This is a genomic window from Streptomyces sp. CNT360 (assembly GCF_000424785.1).
On record NZ_AUKO01000027.1, the window covers coordinates 58,683 to 77,137 of the forward strand.

The following is an 18,455-nucleotide window of genomic DNA, read 5'->3' on the forward strand; positions in this document are numbered from 1 at the left end:
CGGGAGGGAGGTAGCGGGAGCCTGTGGCTTTCCGTGCGGTCGTGCGGGCGTTCCGCGCGGACGCTTCCTGTGAGTGTTCTGTGTGCGCGGGCACGCGGGTGCGACGCTTTCGCCGAGGGCTTCGCCGAGTCGGCGCCGGTGGGCGGCTGCCTCGCGAGTGGCTGCCCGGCGAGTCGGCCGCGCAGCGGAGCCCGGCTTCCCGGCAGGCACTCCGGCGGCACCGGCGCCTTGTGCGTGTACGTGGACGAGTCGTGCTGGCCCGGGTGCGTACACGGACGGGGAGCGATGGCTCGTGTGCGTAGGCGGGCGAGGCACCGTCCGGCGGGTGTCGCGGCCCCGGTGCGCACGGGCCCAGGGCGGACTCCGCGGGTGCGCGGCCGGCGCCGTCAGTTGTCAGGCGCGCCGCGCCCCGTGCGGTTCCGCGGGGGTCGGACCGGTGTGCGCACACCGGTCCGACCGTGTGTCAGCCCTCCTGGCTGAGCGCGTCGTAGACGCCCTTGGCTTCCTTGCCGAGGCGTGCGCCCGCCAGCCAGTCCTGGGTGACCGGGCCGATGGAGGTCACGGACAGCAGCCGGGTTCCGGAGGAGTCCAGCCACGGGCCGCCCGAGGAGCCGGCCGTCATGGTGCAGCCGATGCGGTACATCGTCGGCTGGGCCGGGTCGATGGTGAGGCGACCGGGCTTGTCGGTGCAGCGGTACATCTTCGCACCGTCGAACGGCGGCGCCGCCGGGTATCCAGCGGCCGTGAGGCTCTTGATGGACTTCACCCGCGGCGTGGTGAACGCCGGCTTCACCGCGCCGCCGGCCTTCTCCTCCAGCGAGGTGCTGTCCGTCTTGTCCTCCGGCTGCACCTGGAGAACGGCGAAGTCCTGCTGGGCGCCCTTGCCGCCACGTTCGGCACCGTTCTTGATCCAGTGGTCCGTCGTGCGGGCCCGCTTGGCCCACCAGATGCCCTTCGGAGCGACATCGCTCTTGGAGGCGTTCGCCAACTGCTCGTTCGGCATGCCCTGGGGGTTGTAGTCGGGCACGAACACCACGTTGCGGTACCAGCCCTTGCCGGCGCCACCGTGCACGCAGTGGCCCGCCGTGGCGACGAGGTTGGACTTGCCCGGGTGGCGCGGGTCCTCGACGACCGCACCGGAGCAGACCATCGCGCCCTTGGGAGTGTCCATGAAGACCTTGCCGACGGGCAGGTTGTCAGACGTGTACGGCGTCTTGACCGCTGCGGCCTTGACCGGGTCGGGAGTGGGGTCGGTGACGCCCTCGTCCTCCCCGGTGCCGTTCTTGCCGCCGCTCTTGCCGTCGTCGATGTCCGAGTCGTCGACCTTACGGTCGTTGCCGTCCGCGTCCTTCATCCGGTCCGGGTCCCACAGGTCGTCGATGATCGGGTTGAAGAAGTCCTTAGCCTCCTTCAGCCAGCGGTCCCTGTCCCAGTTCTTCCACGCACCGGACCTCCACTTCTGCAGGTCGTCCAGCGAGGTCGGCAGGTCCTTGGGGAGGTCGTCCGGAAGCCCCAGGTCCCGCTTGAGGTCCTTGCTGGGCTTCGTCTCGGAGGCCGTGGCACTGGGCTTGTCGTCCGCCTTGTCCTCCTCCGGGCCGCAAGCCGTCGCGGAGACTGCCAGAACGGCGGCGATCGCTGCCGCGGCCAACGCCGGACGGCGCCTCGCGGACCTGGCTATGGATGGCATGGCTGGAACTCCCCCTGAAGTGGATCGTCGTGCCTGTGTACTTGTCATGAACCTAGCCGAGTGGAGCGCCCCCACTATGCCCGGTGCTGTTCGGGACGGGCACACCAGGGTGCGCGGTTCCCCCGGGCCCGGCTTGCCCCGATGCGCCCCCGGGCTGCCTTCCGCGCCGTGCCGGTCCGGTTCCCGTGCCGCGCCCCCGAAGAGAGATCTTCAATAGGCCCGTGATCGGGCGTCGTTCGCCTCGTTGCTACGTCAGGGGGACAGTGGCTCGCTGCCCGGCGCGCCCAGTCGACACCAGTTGAGGAGACATCCGTGAACGCGCGCTCCGGAGCCGACGGCCCGCAGGACTCGGCCGGGTCGAATCCGACCCGCCTGATCGAGCCCATGGTCCCCCCGCAGGAGCGGCGCACCGCGCATCCGCAGGGCCTCCCGGAGGACGAGGCGGCCCATCGGCTCACCCACCGTCCCGCGGCGCGGCCCGCCACGCGCGACCCTCTGCACCATTCCGACCCCGGCAGGGCGGCCGACGCGGCGGCGATGGAGAGCCTGCTGCGCTGCTGGGTGCGGGAAACGGGTGTGCCACGTCCCCAGGGCGACATCCTGCGGGTGCCGCTGGACGCCAGCGGCACCGCTCTGCTGGTGCCGGTGCGGCACTGGTCGCCCAGCGGCTGGCACCGCTTCGACGTACCGCACCTCCAGGGCGCTCCGGAGAACGCTGCGCCGCTGGACGCCGTCACCCTCGCCGCCCTCATCGGACGTGAGGCCGCCACGGCCGGTGCGGCGGGTACGGCCGGTCCGGCTGACGGGGCGGACGCGGCCGATGCGGCGGGCGCGGCCAATGGGACAGACGTGGCTGATGGGACGGGCATGGCCGGTGCGGCGGGGTCGACTGGTGCAAACGCCTCGACGAGCCCGGCGTCTCCGAGCTCCGCCAGGATGAGTTCCGCACCGACGCGCTCTTCCCCGGCGCAGCCGCAGCCGCAGGCAAGCCTCCCCCCGGCGCACGCACAGGACTGCACACCGGCGCCCTCCGGCGGACGCGCCCCGCAAAGCCCCGTGCCGGCGAGCCCTGTGCTCGAAGGTGCTGCCCTCGTCGGCCGGGTGGCCGACTCCGTGCACCGCACCGCCCGCTTCCTGGCCGACCGCCGCCGGCACCCCGAACCGCCTCCCGGAACCGCCCCCTTCCTCGTCGGTGAGCAGGCCCTCCTTTTCGGGCACCCGCTGCACCCGACGCCCAAGAGCCGCGAGGGGCTCTCCGAGACGGAGGAGAGCGCCTACTCGCCGGAGCTGCGCGGCAGCTTCCCGCTCCACTGGATGGCGGCCCACTGCTCCGTTCTGTCCGGTGACTCCGCCTGGACGGACCGCGGCAGGCCCGTGTCCGCACCCGATCTCGCGCTGCGGCTGTGCGGGCAGGCACTGGCCGACCGGCTCCCCGCCGAGTGCGTACCGCTGCCCCTGCACCCTTGGCAGGCGGGTGAGCTGCGGCACAGCACCACCGTCCGTGGCCTGCTCGACGCCGGTCTCCTCCACGATCTCGGCCAGTCGGGGGAGCACTGGCACCCGACCTCTTCGGTGCGTACCGTCTTCCGGCCGGACAGCCCCGCCATGCTCAAGCTCTCACTCGGCCTTCGCATCACCAACTCCCGCCGGGACAACCTCCGCAAGGAGCTGCTGCGCGGCGTGGAGATCCACCGTCTCCTACGCGGCGACCTGGGTACCGCCTGGCGGGCCGCGCACCCCGGCTTCGACGTCGTACGCGACCCCGCGTGGCTCGGCGTGGACGTGCCCGGCGACGGGCGGCTGCCCGGCTTCGACGTCGTCATCCGGCACAACCCGTTCGGGTCAGGCGAGGACGCCGTCTGCCTCGCCGGCCTGACGGCGCCCGTGCCCGGCGGGGAGGGGCCGACGCAAGCGCTGCGGTCGCGGCTCGCCGGCGTGGTGACGGCGCTTGCCGAGCGCACCGGTCGGTCTGTGGGCGCGGTGGCCACCGAATGGTTTCTCCGGTATCTGGACGCCGTCGTCAGGCCCGTCCTCTGGCTCGACGCACAGGCGGGCATCGCGCTGGAGGCACACCAGCAGAACACACTGGTGCTGCTGGACGCTGACGGGTGGCCGCGAGGCGGCCGTTACCGCGACAACCAGGGGTACTACTTCAGGACCTCCCACCGCGACGCGCTCAGCCGGCGGCTGCCCGGCGCCCGCCTCGGTGAGGCCAGTGACACCTTTGTCGACGACGACGTCGTCGACGAGCGGTTCGCCTACTACCTGGGCATCAACAACGTTCTCGGCCTCATCGGCGCCTTCGGCTCGCAGCAACTGGCCGACGAGCGCCTGCTGCTCGCGGGCTTCCGCCGGTTCCTGGGCGACGCCGCCCGTGACAGGCCCGCGTCCGGGCTCCCGGCAATGTTGCTGGAGTCCCCGGCGCTGCGCTGCAAGGCCAATCTGCTCACCCGGCTGCACGGCCTCGACGAGCTGGTCGGCCCGGTCGACACCCAGTCCGTCTACGTCAGCCTCGACAATCCGCTCGCTCCGTGACCCTCGGGCCCTCGCAGAAGAGGAGACGCCGCCATGCCGCATCCCCAGCCGGGCTCCGCGCCCCCCGACAGCACCCCTCGTGCCGACGGGGGGCCGCGTGCCGAGCCCGCAGGCACGGCGGGGACCGGACGCGCCGGCAGCGACGAGGACCTGCCCGCCCCCGGTGACCAGGACGCGGAGGACACCCTGAACCTCGAACTGCCCCAGGAGTGGCCGGAGCTGCTCGCCCAGCGCGAGGCCTACGACCAGGCACAGGACCGGCTACGGGGCCAGGCACAGCCCCGGAGCTCGGCCCACGCAGCGCACGAAGTGCAGGGGTTGCCAGGGCACCCGGGCCAGGACGAGGCGTCCGAACAGGTGGCTGTCGCCCGGTCCCGGGCGTCCCGCAGCGCCTGCGTCCCGCCGGCGCCGGGCGAACTGCTGGACGGCCCCGCGGACTGGCCCGCTGCCGCGACCGAGGCGGGACCGTTCCAGCTCGTCCCCGTCTGCCTGCCGCGCGACGTACCGCTCGTCTCCGCCTGGATGAACGATCCCGCGGTGGCGGCGTTCTGGGAACTGTCCGGGCCCGAACAGGTCACCGAGGCCCATCTGCGACCGCAACTCGAAGGCGACGGCCGCAGCGTCCCCTGCCTGGGTCTCCTGGACGGCACCCCCATGAGCTACTGGGAGCTCTACCGCGCAGACCTCGACCCGCTCGCCCGCTACTGCCGCACCCGGCCGCACGACACCGGGGTGCACCTGCTCATCGGGGGCGTGGCGCACCGGGGGAGGGGGCTCGGCACGACGCTGCTGCGCGCGGTCGCCGATCTCGTTCTCGACCACCGTCCCCGGTGCACCCGGGTGCTGGCGGAGCCGGACATCCGCAACGACCCGTCCGTCGCGGCGTTCCTCGGCGCGGGCTTCCGGTTCAGCGCCGAGATCCAGCTCCCCACCAAGCGCGCGGCTCTCATGGTCCGGGACCGCGCGCTGCGTCACGTGCTCTGAGCCGGCCGGTCGCGGCGCGGGCCGACGGCTCGGTGCAGCGGCCAAGGTGGCGCACCGGTGCCTCGTGCTTACGGTCTCGGGTGCGGCCTCCGCCCCACGGCCACCGGACCGGCGCCCGTGAGCCCCGCCCCGATACGGCCGGAACGGCCCGGCGCGAGCAGGCCGGAGGCGGACGGACCCAGGCGGCGAGGCTCGACGCGACAGCTCCGAGGTGCCCGTGCCGATCCGGTCCGACCGGGGGGGATCACGCCCTGGTGGGGCAGTCGTCGGGCTCCGACCCGGACCAGCCGGCCGGGCGGGGCCGCAACCCGCCCGGCTCCTGTCCCGCTCGGCTCCCGGCTCGGCCGTCCGCCGACTGGCTCCCGCTTTCGTCCCCGGCCCCTCGCACACCCCGGACCCTGCCCTGGCGCACACGTCCCTGTTCACCCATCCCGCTTCCTCAAGGAGCAGTTCCGTGTCCCGAACATCTGCCGTCCCTCCGTCCTCGGATGTGGCGCCGCTAGCCGTCCCCGCCGGGCTCCAGGCGGGCCCCGATCACTGGCACCGCGCCGCACGAGGCCTGCTCGCCAAGCTGCTGGCCGAGTTCTCGTACGAGGAGATCCTGCAACCGCGGCCTGCCCCCGACGCGCCACTGGGCACCTACAACCTGGCCGTGGACGACGCGCTGACCGTCCGTTTCCGTGCCCGTCGAGGCGCGTACGGGCACTGGAGCGTCGACGCCGCCTCGCTCGACCCCGCGGTGGACCCGCTGGGCTTCGTCTCCCGCGCCCAGGGGCTGCTCGGACTGACCGGCGAGACCACCGCTCACTACATCCGTGAGCTGACCGCCACACTCACCGCCGACGCGCACCTGCTGGCCTCCGCACTGCCTGTCGCCGAACTCGCCGAGCTCGGTTACGCCGAACTGGAAGGCCACATGACCGGTCATCCCTGGCTGGTCGCCAACAAGGGACGGCTCGGCTTCTCCGCGGCGGATGCGGGCCGCTGGGCACCGGAAGCCCGCACCGCGGGCCCACTTCCCTGGATGGCGGTGCACAAGGAGTTGGCGACGTACCGGGGCGTGCCCCGGCTGGCCGACGCGGAGCAGCTGTACGCGCGTGAGCTGAGCGCCGGAACGATCGCCGCGTTCCACCAGCGGCTCCGCTCGCTCGGCTGCGCACCCGAGGAATACCTGTGCATGCCGGTGCACCCCTGGCAGTGGGACGAGACCGTCGTGCCGTTGTTCGCCCCGCAGCTGGCCACCCGGCAGATCGTTGCGCTGCCCTCGGACGGCGACCTGCGGCTGCCGCAGCAGTCCATCCGTACCTTCCTCAACACCAGCAGACCTGACCGGCACACCGTCAAGCTGCCGCTCGCCATCCTCAACACGCTGGTGTGGCGTGGCCTGCCGACGGAACGCACGCTTGCCGCCCCGTCCGTCACCCGGTGGGTGCAAGGACTGGCGGAGCAGGACCCGTTCCTGGCGGAGGAGTGCCGGGTCGTCCTCCTCGGCGAGGTCGCCTCCGTGGCGGTCGCCCACCCCCTGTTCGACGCGCTGGCCGAGGCGCCCTACCAGTACCGGGAGCTGCTCGGCTGCATCTGGCGCGAACCCCTCACCCCCGGTCTGGCCCCCGGGGAGCGGGCCAGGACGCTTTCCGCGCTCATCCACACCGACGCGCACGGCCGCTCCCTCGCCGCGGAACTCGTCCGCCGCTCCGGCATGCAGCCCCGCGTCTGGCTCAGGCATCTGTTCGCGGCGCTGCTGCCGCCGCTGCTGCACTTCCTCTACCGGTACGGCACTGTCTTCTCCCCGCACGGGGAGAACGCCATCGTCGTCTTCGACGAGCGGGACGTCCCCGTGCGACTGGCGATCAAGGACTTCGTCGACGACGTCAACGTGAGCGCCGAGCCGGTCCCCGAGCTCGACTCGATGCCCGACGACGTGCGGGACGTGCTGTTGAGCGAACCGCCCACGTTCCTCACCCAGTTCATCCACTCGGCGCTCTTCGTCGGGGTCTTCCGGTACCTGGCACCCCTGTGTGAGACCCAACTCGACGTGAACGAGGGCGACTTCTGGTCACTCGTACGGGCGGAGATCGACCGGTACCAGGCGCGCTTCCCCCACCTCAAGTCCCGCTTCGAGACGTTCGATCTGCTCACCCCGCGTATCCAGCGGCTCTGTCTCAACCGCAACCGACTGCACACGGACGGCTACCGCGACCGCTCCGAGCGCCCGCACGCCGCGGTGTACGGGACGGTACGCAATCCGCTGCACTGACCCGGCCTCCGCCCGGTCTTCTTACACGGCGGCGGGGAGCGGAGTGTCACTGGTGCCGCGTAGGGTGTCCGGTCTATGAGCAAGCCCGCCGTCACCGAACTCCTCCAGGCCGCCGTCGACGCCGTGAAGGGCACTGAACGCCCAGGTCAGGCCGCCATGGCCGAGGCCGTCGCCGACGCTGTCGACGCCGGCCGACACCTCCTCGTGCAGGCGGGCACCGGCACCGGTAAGTCGCTCGGCTACCTGGTGCCCGCGCTCGCGCACGGTGAGCGCGTCGTGGTCGCCACCGCCACGCTCGCGCTGCAGCGCCAGCTCGTCGAGCGCGACCTGCCGCGCACCGTCGAGGCGCTGCATCCGCTGCTGCGCCGCCGCCCCGAGTTCGCCATGCTCAAGGGCCGGTCGAACTACCTGTGCCTGCACCGCCTGCACGAGGGCGTCCCGCAGGAAGAGGAGGAGGGCCTGTTCGATCCGTTCGAGAGCGCGGGACCGACCTCGAAACTCGGCAAGGACCTGCTGCGGCTGCGCGACTGGTCGGACGAGACGGAGACGGGCGACAGGGACGACCTCAAGCCAGGCGTCTCCGACCGCGCCTGGGGGCAGGTGTCGGTCTCCTCCCGCGAATGCCTGGGCGCGAGCAAATGCGCCTACGGCGCGGAGTGCTTCGCGGAGGCGGCCCGCGAGCGCGCCAAGCTCGCCGATGTGATCGTCACCAACCACGCCCTGCTGGCCATCGACGCCATCGAGGGCGCCCCCGTTCTCCCCGGTCACGAGGTACTGATCGTCGACGAGGCCCACGAGCTCGTCTCCCGGGTCACCGGCGTCGCCACGGGCGAGCTCACCCCGGGCGCGGTCAACCGGGCCGTGCGCCGTGTTGCCAAGCTGGTGGACGAGAAGGCCGCCGACCAGCTCCAGACCGCCTCGGAGACCTTCGAACGGCTCATGGAACTGGCACTGCCCGGGCGGCTGGAGACAGTCCCAGAAGACCTCCAGTACGCCCTGATGGCGCTGCGCGATGCCGGCCGCGCCTGCCTGAGCGCACTGGGCAACACGCGGGACAAGTCCGTGCAGGACGAGGACGCGGTCCGCAAACAGGCCAAAGCCTCGATCGAGAACGTGCACGACGTGGCCGAACGCATCCTTGAGGGCTCCGAGTTCGACGTCGTCTGGTACGAGCGGCACGAGCGCTACGGCGCCTCGTTGCGGGTCGCACCGCTGTCGGTCTCCGGCCTGCTGCGCGAGAAGCTGTTCGCCGACCGGTCCGTCGTGCTCACCTCCGCCACGCTCAAGCTGGGTGGGGACTTCAACGGGGTAGGCGCCTCACTCGGCCTCGCACCGGAGGGTCTCGGGGACGAGGAGAACGACGCAGCCGCCGAGACGCCCCCGTGGAAGGGGCTGGACGTCGGCTCCCCGTTCGACTACCGCAAGCAGGGCATCCTCTACGTCGCCAAGCATTTGGCCAATCCGGGCCGTGAGCTCCAGCGCACCGACATGCTGGACGAGCTCACGGAACTCGTGGGGGCGGCCGGCGGCCGCACGCTGGGTCTGTTCTCCTCCATGCGCGCGGCGCGGGCGGCCGCGGAGGAGCTGCGCGGGCGGCTCGGTCTCCCCATCCTGCTCCAGGGCGAGGAGACGCTGGGAGAGCTCATCCGCAGGTTCGCCGAGGACGCCGAGACCTGCCTGTTCGGCACCCTCTCGCTGTGGCAAGGAGTCGACGTCCCCGGGGCGAACTGTCAGTTGGTGGTGATGGACCGCGTGCCCTTCCCCCGGCCGGACGACCCACTGATGAGCGCCCGGCAGAAGGCCGTCGAGGAGGCCGGCGGCAACGGCTTCATGGCGGTCGCCGCGACACATGCGGCGCTGCTGATGGCACAGGGCGCGGGCCGGCTCGTCCGTGCGACGGGGGACCGGGGTGTGGTCGCCGTCCTCGACCCCCGCCTGGAACGCGCCCGCTACGGCGGCTTCCTCCGGGCCTCCATGCCCGACTTCTGGTACACCACGGACCGCAACCAGGTCCGGCGTTCCCTCGCCGCCATCGACGAGGCCGCGAAGCGGAAGTGAGCCCCCCGCCTGGAGGGGGCGTCTTGCCCGTCCACGTCCGTGGGGCCCACGTGCGGCTGTCGGCGCCGGGCACCCGGGTGCGGCTACCGGTGCCTGTGACGGCGGTTCGCTGACCTACAGAGTTCGCCGTGGGCAGCCAGTGACTCTTCGCCGCGCAGGGCGGTGGACTGTCGCGCGCTGACGGGGCCCAGCGGGTGGGCGGCGAGACGCTGCCGCGTGTGAGGCCCACTCGCCCTCCTCACAGCTGTGTGCAGCGCGGTGGGCCTGCGGCGCCCTGCCACCGCCTCCTGTGCGGCGAGGATTCCTCACGGGGCGGCCGTCTTGCGTACAGCAGAGGTCCGCACAGGAAAATGCCCCGCGCACGAAAAGGGTCCCGACACGACGGCGGGCCGCCGGTCTCGGTGCGGAGGAGACCAGCGGCCCGTGAGCCGCGGCCCGCGAAGGGCCGGTGGGCGAGGTGCCGTCCTGCCCGGCGGCGTGAAGGTCCGCGCCGCGCGGCGCGCCCTGTCCACGGGGCACGCGCTTTGTCGTGGGGGAACTCAGACCCTCCGCAGCACGGCGACGACCTTGCCGAGAATGGTCGCGTCGTCGCCCGGGATGGGCTGGTAGGAGGAGTTGTGCGGCAGCAGCCACACGTGTCCGTCCTCGCGCTTGAACCGCTTGACGGTCGCCTCGCCGTCGAGCATCGCCGCGACGATGTCACCGTTCTCCGCGACCGGCTGCCGTCGGACGGTGACCCAGTCGCCGTCGCAGATGGCGGCCTCGATCATCGAGTCACCGATGACCTTCAGGACGAAGAGTTCGCCGTCGCCGACGAGTTGCCGCGGCAGCGGGAAGACGTCCTCGACCGACTCCTCGGCGAGAATGGGACCACCTGCGGCGATCCGGCCGACGAGCGGAACGTAGGAGGCCGAGGGCTTGCCCGCCGTGTCGGTGGTGGCCTGGGCGGTGCTCGGGGTGTCCGAGCCGCGCACCTCGTAGGCGCGGGGCCGGTGCGGGTCGCGCCGCAGAAAGCCCTTACGCTCCAGCGCCATGAGCTGATGGGCGACCGACGATGTGCTGGAGAGCCCGACGGCCTGCCCGATCTCGCGCATGGACGGCGGATATCCGCGCCGCTGGACCGAGTCCCGAATCACCTCGATCACCCGGCGTTGGCGGTCGGTGAGCCCCGAACTGTCGGCGCGAATGCCTGGAGGTCGGCCGGGAAGTGAGCGCTTCGCCGGTTGCCCTTCCTGGTTCTCCGTGCTCATGGCCTCATTCACCGGCTGCATTTCGTCCGTTGCTTCGGTCGAGCGGTTCTGCGGGGTGATGGTGGCGCTGTCTGCGGTTGTGGTCACGTCGGCCCCTCTCGAAAAGTTCTCCCTAGCCGGACAACGGTAGTTGGTTTCGAAAGGTTGCGCCAAACACACGTTCGAGTGAAAATTGACAGATCCCCGGACTCCTTCAGCTTCCAGGGTGTATAGGTCGCGCCTCGCTCGAACTGCCGGGTTTCGCAGGCCCTTCCGAAGCTTTGCGAACCCTCCTGAAATCCCTGCGCGTCCTTTTCCTGCAGCTTGCCGGTTTCCGTTCCCGCGGTGAGGCTTTCACCGGTTCGCGGAGCGGAGGTGTCCGCGGACACGGTGGGTCCGGGGGGGGGAGCCCGGGTGAGGCGGACCGGGTGCGGCTGCGTCCCGTACCTCCGTCGCGTTCATCACTATCTGTAACTGTCATCTCGTCAGATGAGTGGACCGGTGAACGGCCACCGAGTGCTGTCATCCAACCACGTGTTGTCGCGGCATCACCGTGCCCCGGCCCAGTCCCACTGTCGCCGCATCGCCGTCCCGCACAGTCTCGCAGGTATGCCCCGGGGCCTGTCCGCCGCCCTGCTTCGCGTAGGCTCGTGGGCCGCGCCGACGACGACACGCGTGGTGGCCACCTTTCCTTACCGGCTACCAGATCTAGTGGTTTGATGAGCGCACGCCACCAGAAGTTGTGGTCCCGGGGTGCTCAGGTCCGGGAGCTTCGCCTATGCTGGTGGTCCGTCGAGGGGCCCCTGTGACGGGGGTGCCGAGGCGTGATCTGTCATGCACGGTGAGGGTTCACCAGGGCCCTGGGAGGGTGGAAACGATGCGCTGCCCCTTCTGTCGGCACCCGGACAGCCGCGTGGTCGACAGTCGGACGGCCGACGACGGTGCGGCCATCAGGCGGCGTCGCCAGTGTCCGCACTGCTCCCGTCGCTTCACCACCGTGGAGAACGCATCACTGACGGTAATCAAGCGGAGCGGTGTCACCGAGCCCTTCAGCAGGGACAAGGTGATCGCAGGTGTCCGCAAGGCCTGTCAGGGCCGCCCCGTCACCGAGGACGCCCTCGCCCAGCTCGGACAGAAGGTCGAGGAGGCCGTCCGGGCAACCGGCAGCGCGGAGCTGTCCACCCATGACGTCGGGCTGGCCATACTGGGCCCGCTCCAGGACCTCGACCTGGTCGCCTATCTGCGGTTCGCCTCGGTCTACAAGGCGTTCGAATCGCTGGAGGACTTCGAGACGGCGATAGCCGAACTGCGGGCGGCGCACCCGTGCTCACCCACCGCATCGGTCCCTGACGCGCGCACGGACGGCCGTACCGCGGCTGACGACTCGGAATCCGAGGCCGGCGCCCGCAGCGGTGCCCCGGTCGGCGGCGGTGGGCCCGTCCGCGGCGAAGTCCGAGGTCACACGGCCGACGAAGTCGTGACCGACGGAAACGGGACCGGTGAAGTCGGAGCCGGCCGTGACGCCACCGGTGACACCGGCACCCGAGGCACCGGGGGAACCCGGGGCGGCGAGGCGGCTCACGACGGAGCACCCGCTGGTAGCGCCGCCGACTGAGCGGTGAACCGGCGCCGCCGTAGGTGGTCGGCGCCGCCGGGGCAGGGGCCTCGGCGAAGACCGGGTCGATACCCGGCACACACAGACCTGGCCTGGGCACGCACCGTGTCCGGGTCACCAGACAGGCACAGTTCTCGGGAAGAACCGGGGCATGTCGGGGTGTTATGCCCCATACAGGGAGGCGGAATGACAGAGACGACGAGCGGCCCGGCACGCGGCTCCCGCGCGAAGGGCAGCAAGGCGAACAAGGGACTGCGCATCGAGCGCGTCCACACCACCCCCGGAGTGCATCCGTACGACGAGGTCACCTGGGAGCGCCGCGACGTCGTCATGACCAACTGGCGCGACGGCTCGATCAACTTCGAGCAGCGTGGCGTCGAGTTCCCCGACTTCTGGTCGGTGAACGCGGTCAACATCGTCACCAGCAAGTACTTCCGGGGTGCGGTGGGGACCCCGCAGCGGGAGAGCAGTCTCAAGCAGCTGATCGACCGTGTGGTGAAGACCTACCGGGCCGCCGGTGAGCAGCACGGCTACTTCGCCTCGCCCGCGGACGCGGAGATCTTCGAACACGAGCTCGCCTACGCCGTGCTGCACCAGGTCTTCGCCTTCAACTCCCCGGTATGGTTCAACGTCGGCACCAAGCAGCCGCAGCAGGTCAGCGCCTGCTTCATCCTCTCCGTGGACGACTCGATGGAGTCGATCCTGGACTGGTACAAGGAAGAGGGGATGATCTTCAAGGGCGGCTCCGGCGCCGGCCTGAACCTCTCCCGCATCCGCTCCTCCAAGGAGCTCCTCTCCTCCGGCGGCAACGCCTCGGGCCCCGTCTCCTTCATGCGCGGCGCCGACGCCTCCGCCGGCACCATCAAGTCGGGCGGTGCCACCCGCCGGGCCGCCAAGATGGTCGTCCTCGACGTGGACCACCCGGATGTCGAGGCCTTCATCGACACCAAGGTCAAGGAAGAGGAGAAGATCCGCGCCCTGCGCGACGCGGGCTTCGACATGGACCTCGGTGGCGACGACATCACCTCCGTCCAGTACCAGAACGCCAACAACTCGGTCCGGGTCAACGACGCGTTCATGAAGGCCGTCGAGTCCGGCTCGAAGTTCGAGCTGCGTGCCCGGATGACCGGTGAGCCCGTCGAAGAGGTGGACGCCAAGCAGCTCTTCCGCAAGATGGCGGAGGCCGCCCACGTCTGTGCCGACCCCGGCATCCAGTACGACGACACCATCAACTACTGGCACACCTCGCCGGAGTCGGGCCGGATCACCGCCTCCAACCCGTGCAGCGAGTACATGCACCTGGACAACTCCTCGTGCAACCTCGCCTCGCTGAACCTGATGAAGTTCCTGCGGGACGACGACGCGGGCAACCAGTCGTTCGACGCCGAGCGGTTCGCCAAGGTCGTCGAGCTGGTCATCACCGCGATGGACATCTCCATCTGCTTCGCGGACTTCCCGACCGAGAAGATCGGCGAGACCACCCGTGCCTTCCGTCAGCTCGGCATCGGGTACGCCAACCTGGGCGCCCTGCTGATGGCCACCGGACACGCCTACGACAGCGACGGCGGCCGTGCCCTGGCCGGTGCCATCACCTCGCTGATGACCGGCACCTCCTACAAGCGGTCGGCCGAGATGGCCTCGGTCGTCGGCTCGTACGAGGGGTACGCCCGTAACGCCGAAGCCCACAACCGCGTGATGAAGCAGCACAGCGACGCCAACGATGTCGCCACGCGCATGGACGACCTCGACACCCCGGTGTGGGCGGCGGCCACCGAGGCGTGGCAGGACGTGCTGCGACTCGGCAAGAAGAACGGCTTCCGTAACGCGCAGGCCTCCGTGCTGGCGCCCACCGGCACCATCGGCCTGATGATGGACTGCGACACCACCGGCGTCGAGCCCGACCTGGCCCTGGTCAAGTTCAAGAAGCTCGTCGGCGGCGGCTCGATGCAGATCGTGAACAACACGGTCCCCAAGGCCCTCAAGCGCCTCGGCTACCAGGGTGAGCAGATCGAGGCGATCGTCGAGCACATCGCCGAGCACGGCAACGTCGTGGACGCTCCCAGCCTCAAGCCCGAGCACTACGAGGTCTTCGACTGCGCCATGGGCGAGCGTTCCATCTCCCCGATGGGCCACGTGCGCATGATGGCCGCCGCTCAGCCGTTCCTGTCCGGCGCCATCTCCAAGACCGTCAACATGCCCGCGAGCTCGACCGTCGAGGATGTCGAGGAGATCTACCTCCAGGGCTGGAAGCTCGGCACCAAGGCGCTGGCTGTCTACGTCGAGAACAGCAAGGTCGGCCAGCCGCTCTCCGCCAAGGCCAAGGAGGAGAAGAAGGCCGAGGCTCCGGAGCCGGAGAAGGTCGTCGAATACCGCCCGGTCCGCCGCCGGCTGCCCAAGGGCCGCCCCGGCATCACCACCTCCTTCACGGTGGGCGGCGCCGAGGGGTACATGACGGCCAACTCCTACCCGGACGACGGCCTTGGCGAGGTCTTCCTGAAGATGTCCAAGCAGGGCTCGACCCTCGCGGGCATGATGGACGCCTTCTCCATCGCCGTCTCCGTCGGCCTCCAGTACGGCGTGCCGCTGGAGACGTACGTCTCGAAGTTCACCAACATGCGCTTCGAACCGGCCGGCATGACGGACGACGGCGACGTGCGGATGGCCCAGTCGATCGTCGACTACATCTTCCGCCGCCTGGCCCTGGACTTCCTGCCCTTCGAGACCCGTTCCGCCCTCGGCATCCACTCGGCCGCCGAGCGCCAGCGGCACCTGGAGACCGGCTCCTACGAGGTCTCCGAAGAGGGGTTCGACGCCGACGCCCTGGCTCAGTCGGCGCCGAAGGCCGAGCAAGGGGCGCAGGCCACCTCGCACGAGGAGAACCAGGACAGCAAGGACGCTCAGCGGACAGTCAGCGAGTCGGAGGCCGCCGCCCCGGCGCCGAGGGAGGCGCACAACTCCACGGAACTCATGGAGATGCAGCTCGGCCTCAACGCTGACGCCCCGCTGTGCTTCTCGTGCGGCACCAAGATGCGCCGGGCCGGTAGCTGCTACCTGTGCGAGGGGTGCGGTTCGACCAGCGGCTGCAGCTGAGTCCGCACGCTCGCCTGGACCGCACTCATCACTGACCGGCGCCGCCATGAGGGCGATGCCCCCGTGAGCGGAGTGAGCCGAGTGAGCGGGTGGGGGAGCAGGTAGGCAGGCGAAACGCCGAGGCGGGGGACGGTCACCATGCCGTCCTCCGCCTCGTTGCGTCGCACGAGCACTCGGGCACCGGCGGCGGTGCCGGTGCCCTCGAAGCAGGGTGCGGACACCCATGCGGGGAGCGCGCTCGCTGTCGGGCGGGCCGGGGGTCGCTGGGATGGCCGTACGATGGCGCGGTGCTGGTCAAGTGGATGCGCTGCACCGTCGTCGATCGCCCGGGGTTCGCACGGGCACAGCGGAAATGGGCCGGGCTGCTCGGCGAGCCGGGCTTCCGTGGACAGGGCGGTGGCTGGAGCCGGACCCGCGACGACGTCGTCCACCTCTTCGGTTTCTGGGAGAGCCGGGCCTTCTACGACTCCTTCATGGCACGCTCCCACGACCGCTTGCACGCCTCCCAGGTCGGCACCTACAAAGAGATGCAGGTCAGGCTGTTCGACTACCGCTTCGACGTCAAGACCGGATTCCGACCGGTCTTCACCGACGCCGATCTGCTGCGCGTCGCCCACTGCCGGGTGCGTTCCGACCGGATCGAGCACTACACCCTGATGCAGGAAAAGGTGTGGAACCCCGCCATGGCAGGCTCGCCCGGCATGCTGCGCGGCGTTTTCGCACAAGCGAACACCGAGGACGAATTCCTGGTGCTCTCGATGTGGGACTCCGGCGCCGAGTACGGGAAGTACCGGATCGAGCGTGTGGAGCGACTGGCGCTCCGCGCCCAGGCGGGCGCCGATCTGGCGCACGTCGCGGGCGACATCATCGACCTCGAACCCTCCTGGACCGTCTGACGCCCGGCAGCCCTCGGGCGCGAGTCCCTGCCGCCTGGTCCAGTCCGCCGACCGCCTCCGGCGCCCCGGGAGCCTGCTGTGTGGCCCTGTTCGCCGGAGTCCGTCGACCGACCGCGACCTCGCCGAACACCTACCGCCTCGCGCCGAGCACCTGCCCCTGCCGCCTGCCCGACCCCGACCGTCTGGCCGTGCCGGGAACCTCCGACCACTGGACCGTCTGACCTGTAAGCATCTGGCCTAGGGTGGGTCCCATGGCGCGCCCCCGTCGTATCGTCCTCCTCCGGCACGGAGAGTCGGAAGGCAACTCCGACGACAGCATCTACGAACGCGTACCCGACCACGCACTGCCACTCACCGAACGCGGCCTGCAACAGGCCGAGCACGCGGGTAAACGACTGCGCGAGCTGTTCGGCGGAGAGCGGGTCTCCGCCTACGTGTCGCCCTACCGGCGCACCCGCGAAACCCTCGCCGCTCTCGGCATGGGACCTGCCCAGATGCGGGTGCGCGAGGAACCCCGGCTGCGTGAACAGGACTGGGGCAACTGGCAGGACCGCCAGGACGTGCGCCAGCAGAAGAAGTACCGCGACGCCTACGGCCACTTCTTCTACCGCTTCGCCCAGGGCGAGTCCGGCGCCGATGTCTACGACCGTGCCGGCGCCTTTCTCGAAAGTCTGTGGCGCAGCTTCGAGTCCCCCGACAACCCTCCCAACGTCCTGCTCGTCACCCACGGCCTCACGATGCGGCTGTTCTGCATGCGGTGGTTCCACTGGACCGTCGAGGAGTTCGAGTGCCTCTCCAACCCCCGCAACGGCGAGATGCGCACCCTTCTCCTCGGCCCGGACGGCCGCTACCACCTCGACCAGCCCTTCGAACGCTGGCGGACCCCCCGCCCGTACGGAAGCCCTGGTGAGACGTAGAGACGTTCTGGTTGGATCGGCAGGACATGAGCGAGCGATTTCCCGCCCCCACCCGCTCTGGCCGACTTTCCCCCCCCCCCGCGCCGTCGCCGCACTGCGCGGCCTGGCCGTCGGCGATGCCCTCGGCTCCCAGTTCTTCGTCCCTGACAACCTTCCCCTCCACCGCCGCGAAGTGCCGCTCGGTCCCCGGCAGTGGACGGACGACACCGAGATGGCGGCCCCTGTGGTAGCCGTGCTCGCCTGCCACGGGCACGTCGACCAGGACGCGCTGGCCGCCTCCTTTGCGGCCCATCACGACTTCGACCGCGGTTACGGCCCGGCGGTGAACCGGATGCTGCGCCTCAACCGCCAGGAAGGCGGCGACTGGCGTGAGTTGGCCTCCTCGCTCTTCGACGGTCAGGGCTCCTGGGGCGACGGCGGTGCCGTGCGGGTGGTCCCGCTTGGAACCTGGTTCGCCGACGACCCGGGGCGGGCCGCCGACGAGGGCGGGCGCTCCGCCGAAGTCACCCACCGGCACCTGGAAGCCGTCGCGGGCACCCGAGCCGTGGCCGCTGCCGCTGCGCTCGTCGCCGCGGACGGTCACAGCGGACCGCCGGCCGCCGCGACGCCCTCTCTTGCGCGCGGGAGTGAGGCGCCGGCTCCGCGGAAGACGAGGAGTCGGTGTCCTCCGACGATGCGCAGGCCCGGCCAGGTGCCGCCGCTTCGGCTGCTACGTTCGCTGACTGCCGAGACCCTCCTGACCCAGGTACAGCAGTCCGTCCCCCGCAGCGCCGTGCTGGCAGGGCTCCGCCGGGCCGTCGACCTGCTCGACTACGCCGACGTCAGCACCGTCGCAGCGGTCCTCGGCTGCGGCCGCCACGCCAGCACACAGGACGCCGTTCCCTCCGCGCTGTGGTCCGCCGCCCGCCACCTCGGCGACTTCCGCGAGGCCCTGTGGACCACAGCCGCCGCCGGCGGGGACGCGGACACCACCTGCGCCATCGTCGGCGGCATCGTGGCATCCGGAGGACTTGGCGCTGCACCGCCCCAGCAGTGGGACGAAACCACCGAGGTGTTCCCTGCGTGGCCTCGGGAGGCACTGGAGCGGAACCCGACCTCGGGCTGAGGCCGTCAGCGCTCCGGCCGTCGCAACCGGCCACTCCCTTTGCGGACTCTGCGTCACCTTCTCAACCCCTTCCGCGAGCACC

At 70.8% G+C, this 18,455-nt stretch carries 10 protein-coding genes and 1 pseudogene; 9 read left to right on the forward strand and 2 right to left on the reverse strand.

The window, feature by feature from the left end; all coding sequences use genetic code 11:
• Positions 1 to 463: 463 nt before the first annotated feature.
• A complete protein-coding gene (locus H297_RS0120585; protein WP_027738598.1) occupies positions 464 to 1,687 on the reverse strand; it encodes a trypsin-like peptidase domain-containing protein in 1,224 nt (407 codons plus the stop codon).
• 312 nt (positions 1,688 to 1,999) lie between these two features.
• Between H297_RS0120585 and H297_RS0120590 the strand changes: the two genes are divergently transcribed.
• The 4 genes from H297_RS0120590 to H297_RS0120605 all read left to right on the forward strand — a co-directional run bounded on the left by H297_RS0120590 (position 2,000) and on the right by H297_RS0120605 (position 9,521).
• Complete coding sequence (locus tag H297_RS0120590; protein ID WP_027738599.1) at positions 2,000 to 4,222, forward strand: IucA/IucC family protein; 2,223 nt, start codon at positions 2,000 to 2,002, stop codon at positions 4,220 to 4,222.
• 33 nt (positions 4,223 to 4,255) lie between these two features.
• Positions 4,256 to 5,206, forward strand: coding sequence for a GNAT family N-acetyltransferase (locus H297_RS0120595; RefSeq protein ID WP_027738600.1), 951 nt, complete (start codon positions 4,256 to 4,258; stop codon positions 5,204 to 5,206).
• 454 nt (positions 5,207 to 5,660) lie between these two features.
• Positions 5,661 to 7,463, forward strand: coding sequence for an IucA/IucC family protein (locus H297_RS0120600; RefSeq protein ID WP_027738601.1), 1,803 nt, complete (start codon positions 5,661 to 5,663; stop codon positions 7,461 to 7,463).
• A 75-nt stretch (positions 7,464 to 7,538) separates the two neighbouring features.
• Entirely contained in the window at positions 7,539 to 9,521 is a 1,983-nt protein-coding gene (locus H297_RS0120605) for an ATP-dependent DNA helicase (protein ID WP_027738602.1), read from the forward strand.
• Between the two features lie 539 nt (positions 9,522 to 10,060).
• Here H297_RS0120605 and lexA read toward each other — a convergent pair.
• The gene (lexA, locus tag H297_RS0120610; protein ID WP_027738603.1) at positions 10,061 to 10,858 is read right to left on the reverse strand and encodes a transcriptional repressor LexA; all 798 of its coding nucleotides are present in this window, start codon (positions 10,856 to 10,858) and stop codon (positions 10,061 to 10,063) included.
• Positions 10,859 to 11,627: 769 nt separating this feature from the next.
• Here lexA and nrdR point away from each other — a divergent pair.
• The 5 genes and pseudogenes from nrdR to H297_RS37530 all read left to right on the forward strand — a co-directional run.
• Positions 11,628 to 12,209, forward strand: a pseudogene (nrdR, locus tag H297_RS37525) (transcriptional regulator NrdR); the annotation flags it as partial.
• A 342-nt stretch (positions 12,210 to 12,551) separates the two neighbouring features.
• Complete coding sequence (locus tag H297_RS0120620; protein ID WP_027738604.1) at positions 12,552 to 15,455, forward strand: vitamin B12-dependent ribonucleotide reductase; 2,904 nt, start codon at positions 12,552 to 12,554, stop codon at positions 15,453 to 15,455.
• Positions 15,456 to 15,742: 287 nt separating this feature from the next.
• A complete protein-coding gene (locus H297_RS0120625; RefSeq protein ID WP_027738605.1) occupies positions 15,743 to 16,351 on the forward strand; it encodes a YdbC family protein in 609 nt (202 codons plus the stop codon).
• Positions 16,352 to 16,602: 251 nt separating this feature from the next.
• Positions 16,603 to 17,268: a histidine phosphatase family protein gene (locus H297_RS0120635; protein ID WP_027738606.1), complete on the forward strand. Its 666-nt coding sequence runs from the start codon at positions 16,603 to 16,605 to the stop codon at positions 17,266 to 17,268.
• A 37-nt stretch (positions 17,269 to 17,305) separates the two neighbouring features.
• Positions 17,306 to 18,373 carry an ADP-ribosylglycohydrolase family protein gene (locus H297_RS37530; RefSeq protein WP_051352043.1) on the forward strand — a complete coding sequence of 356 codons (1,068 nt, stop codon included), beginning with the start codon at positions 17,306 to 17,308 and terminating at the stop codon, positions 18,371 to 18,373.
• Positions 18,374 to 18,455: the final 82 nt, after the last annotated feature.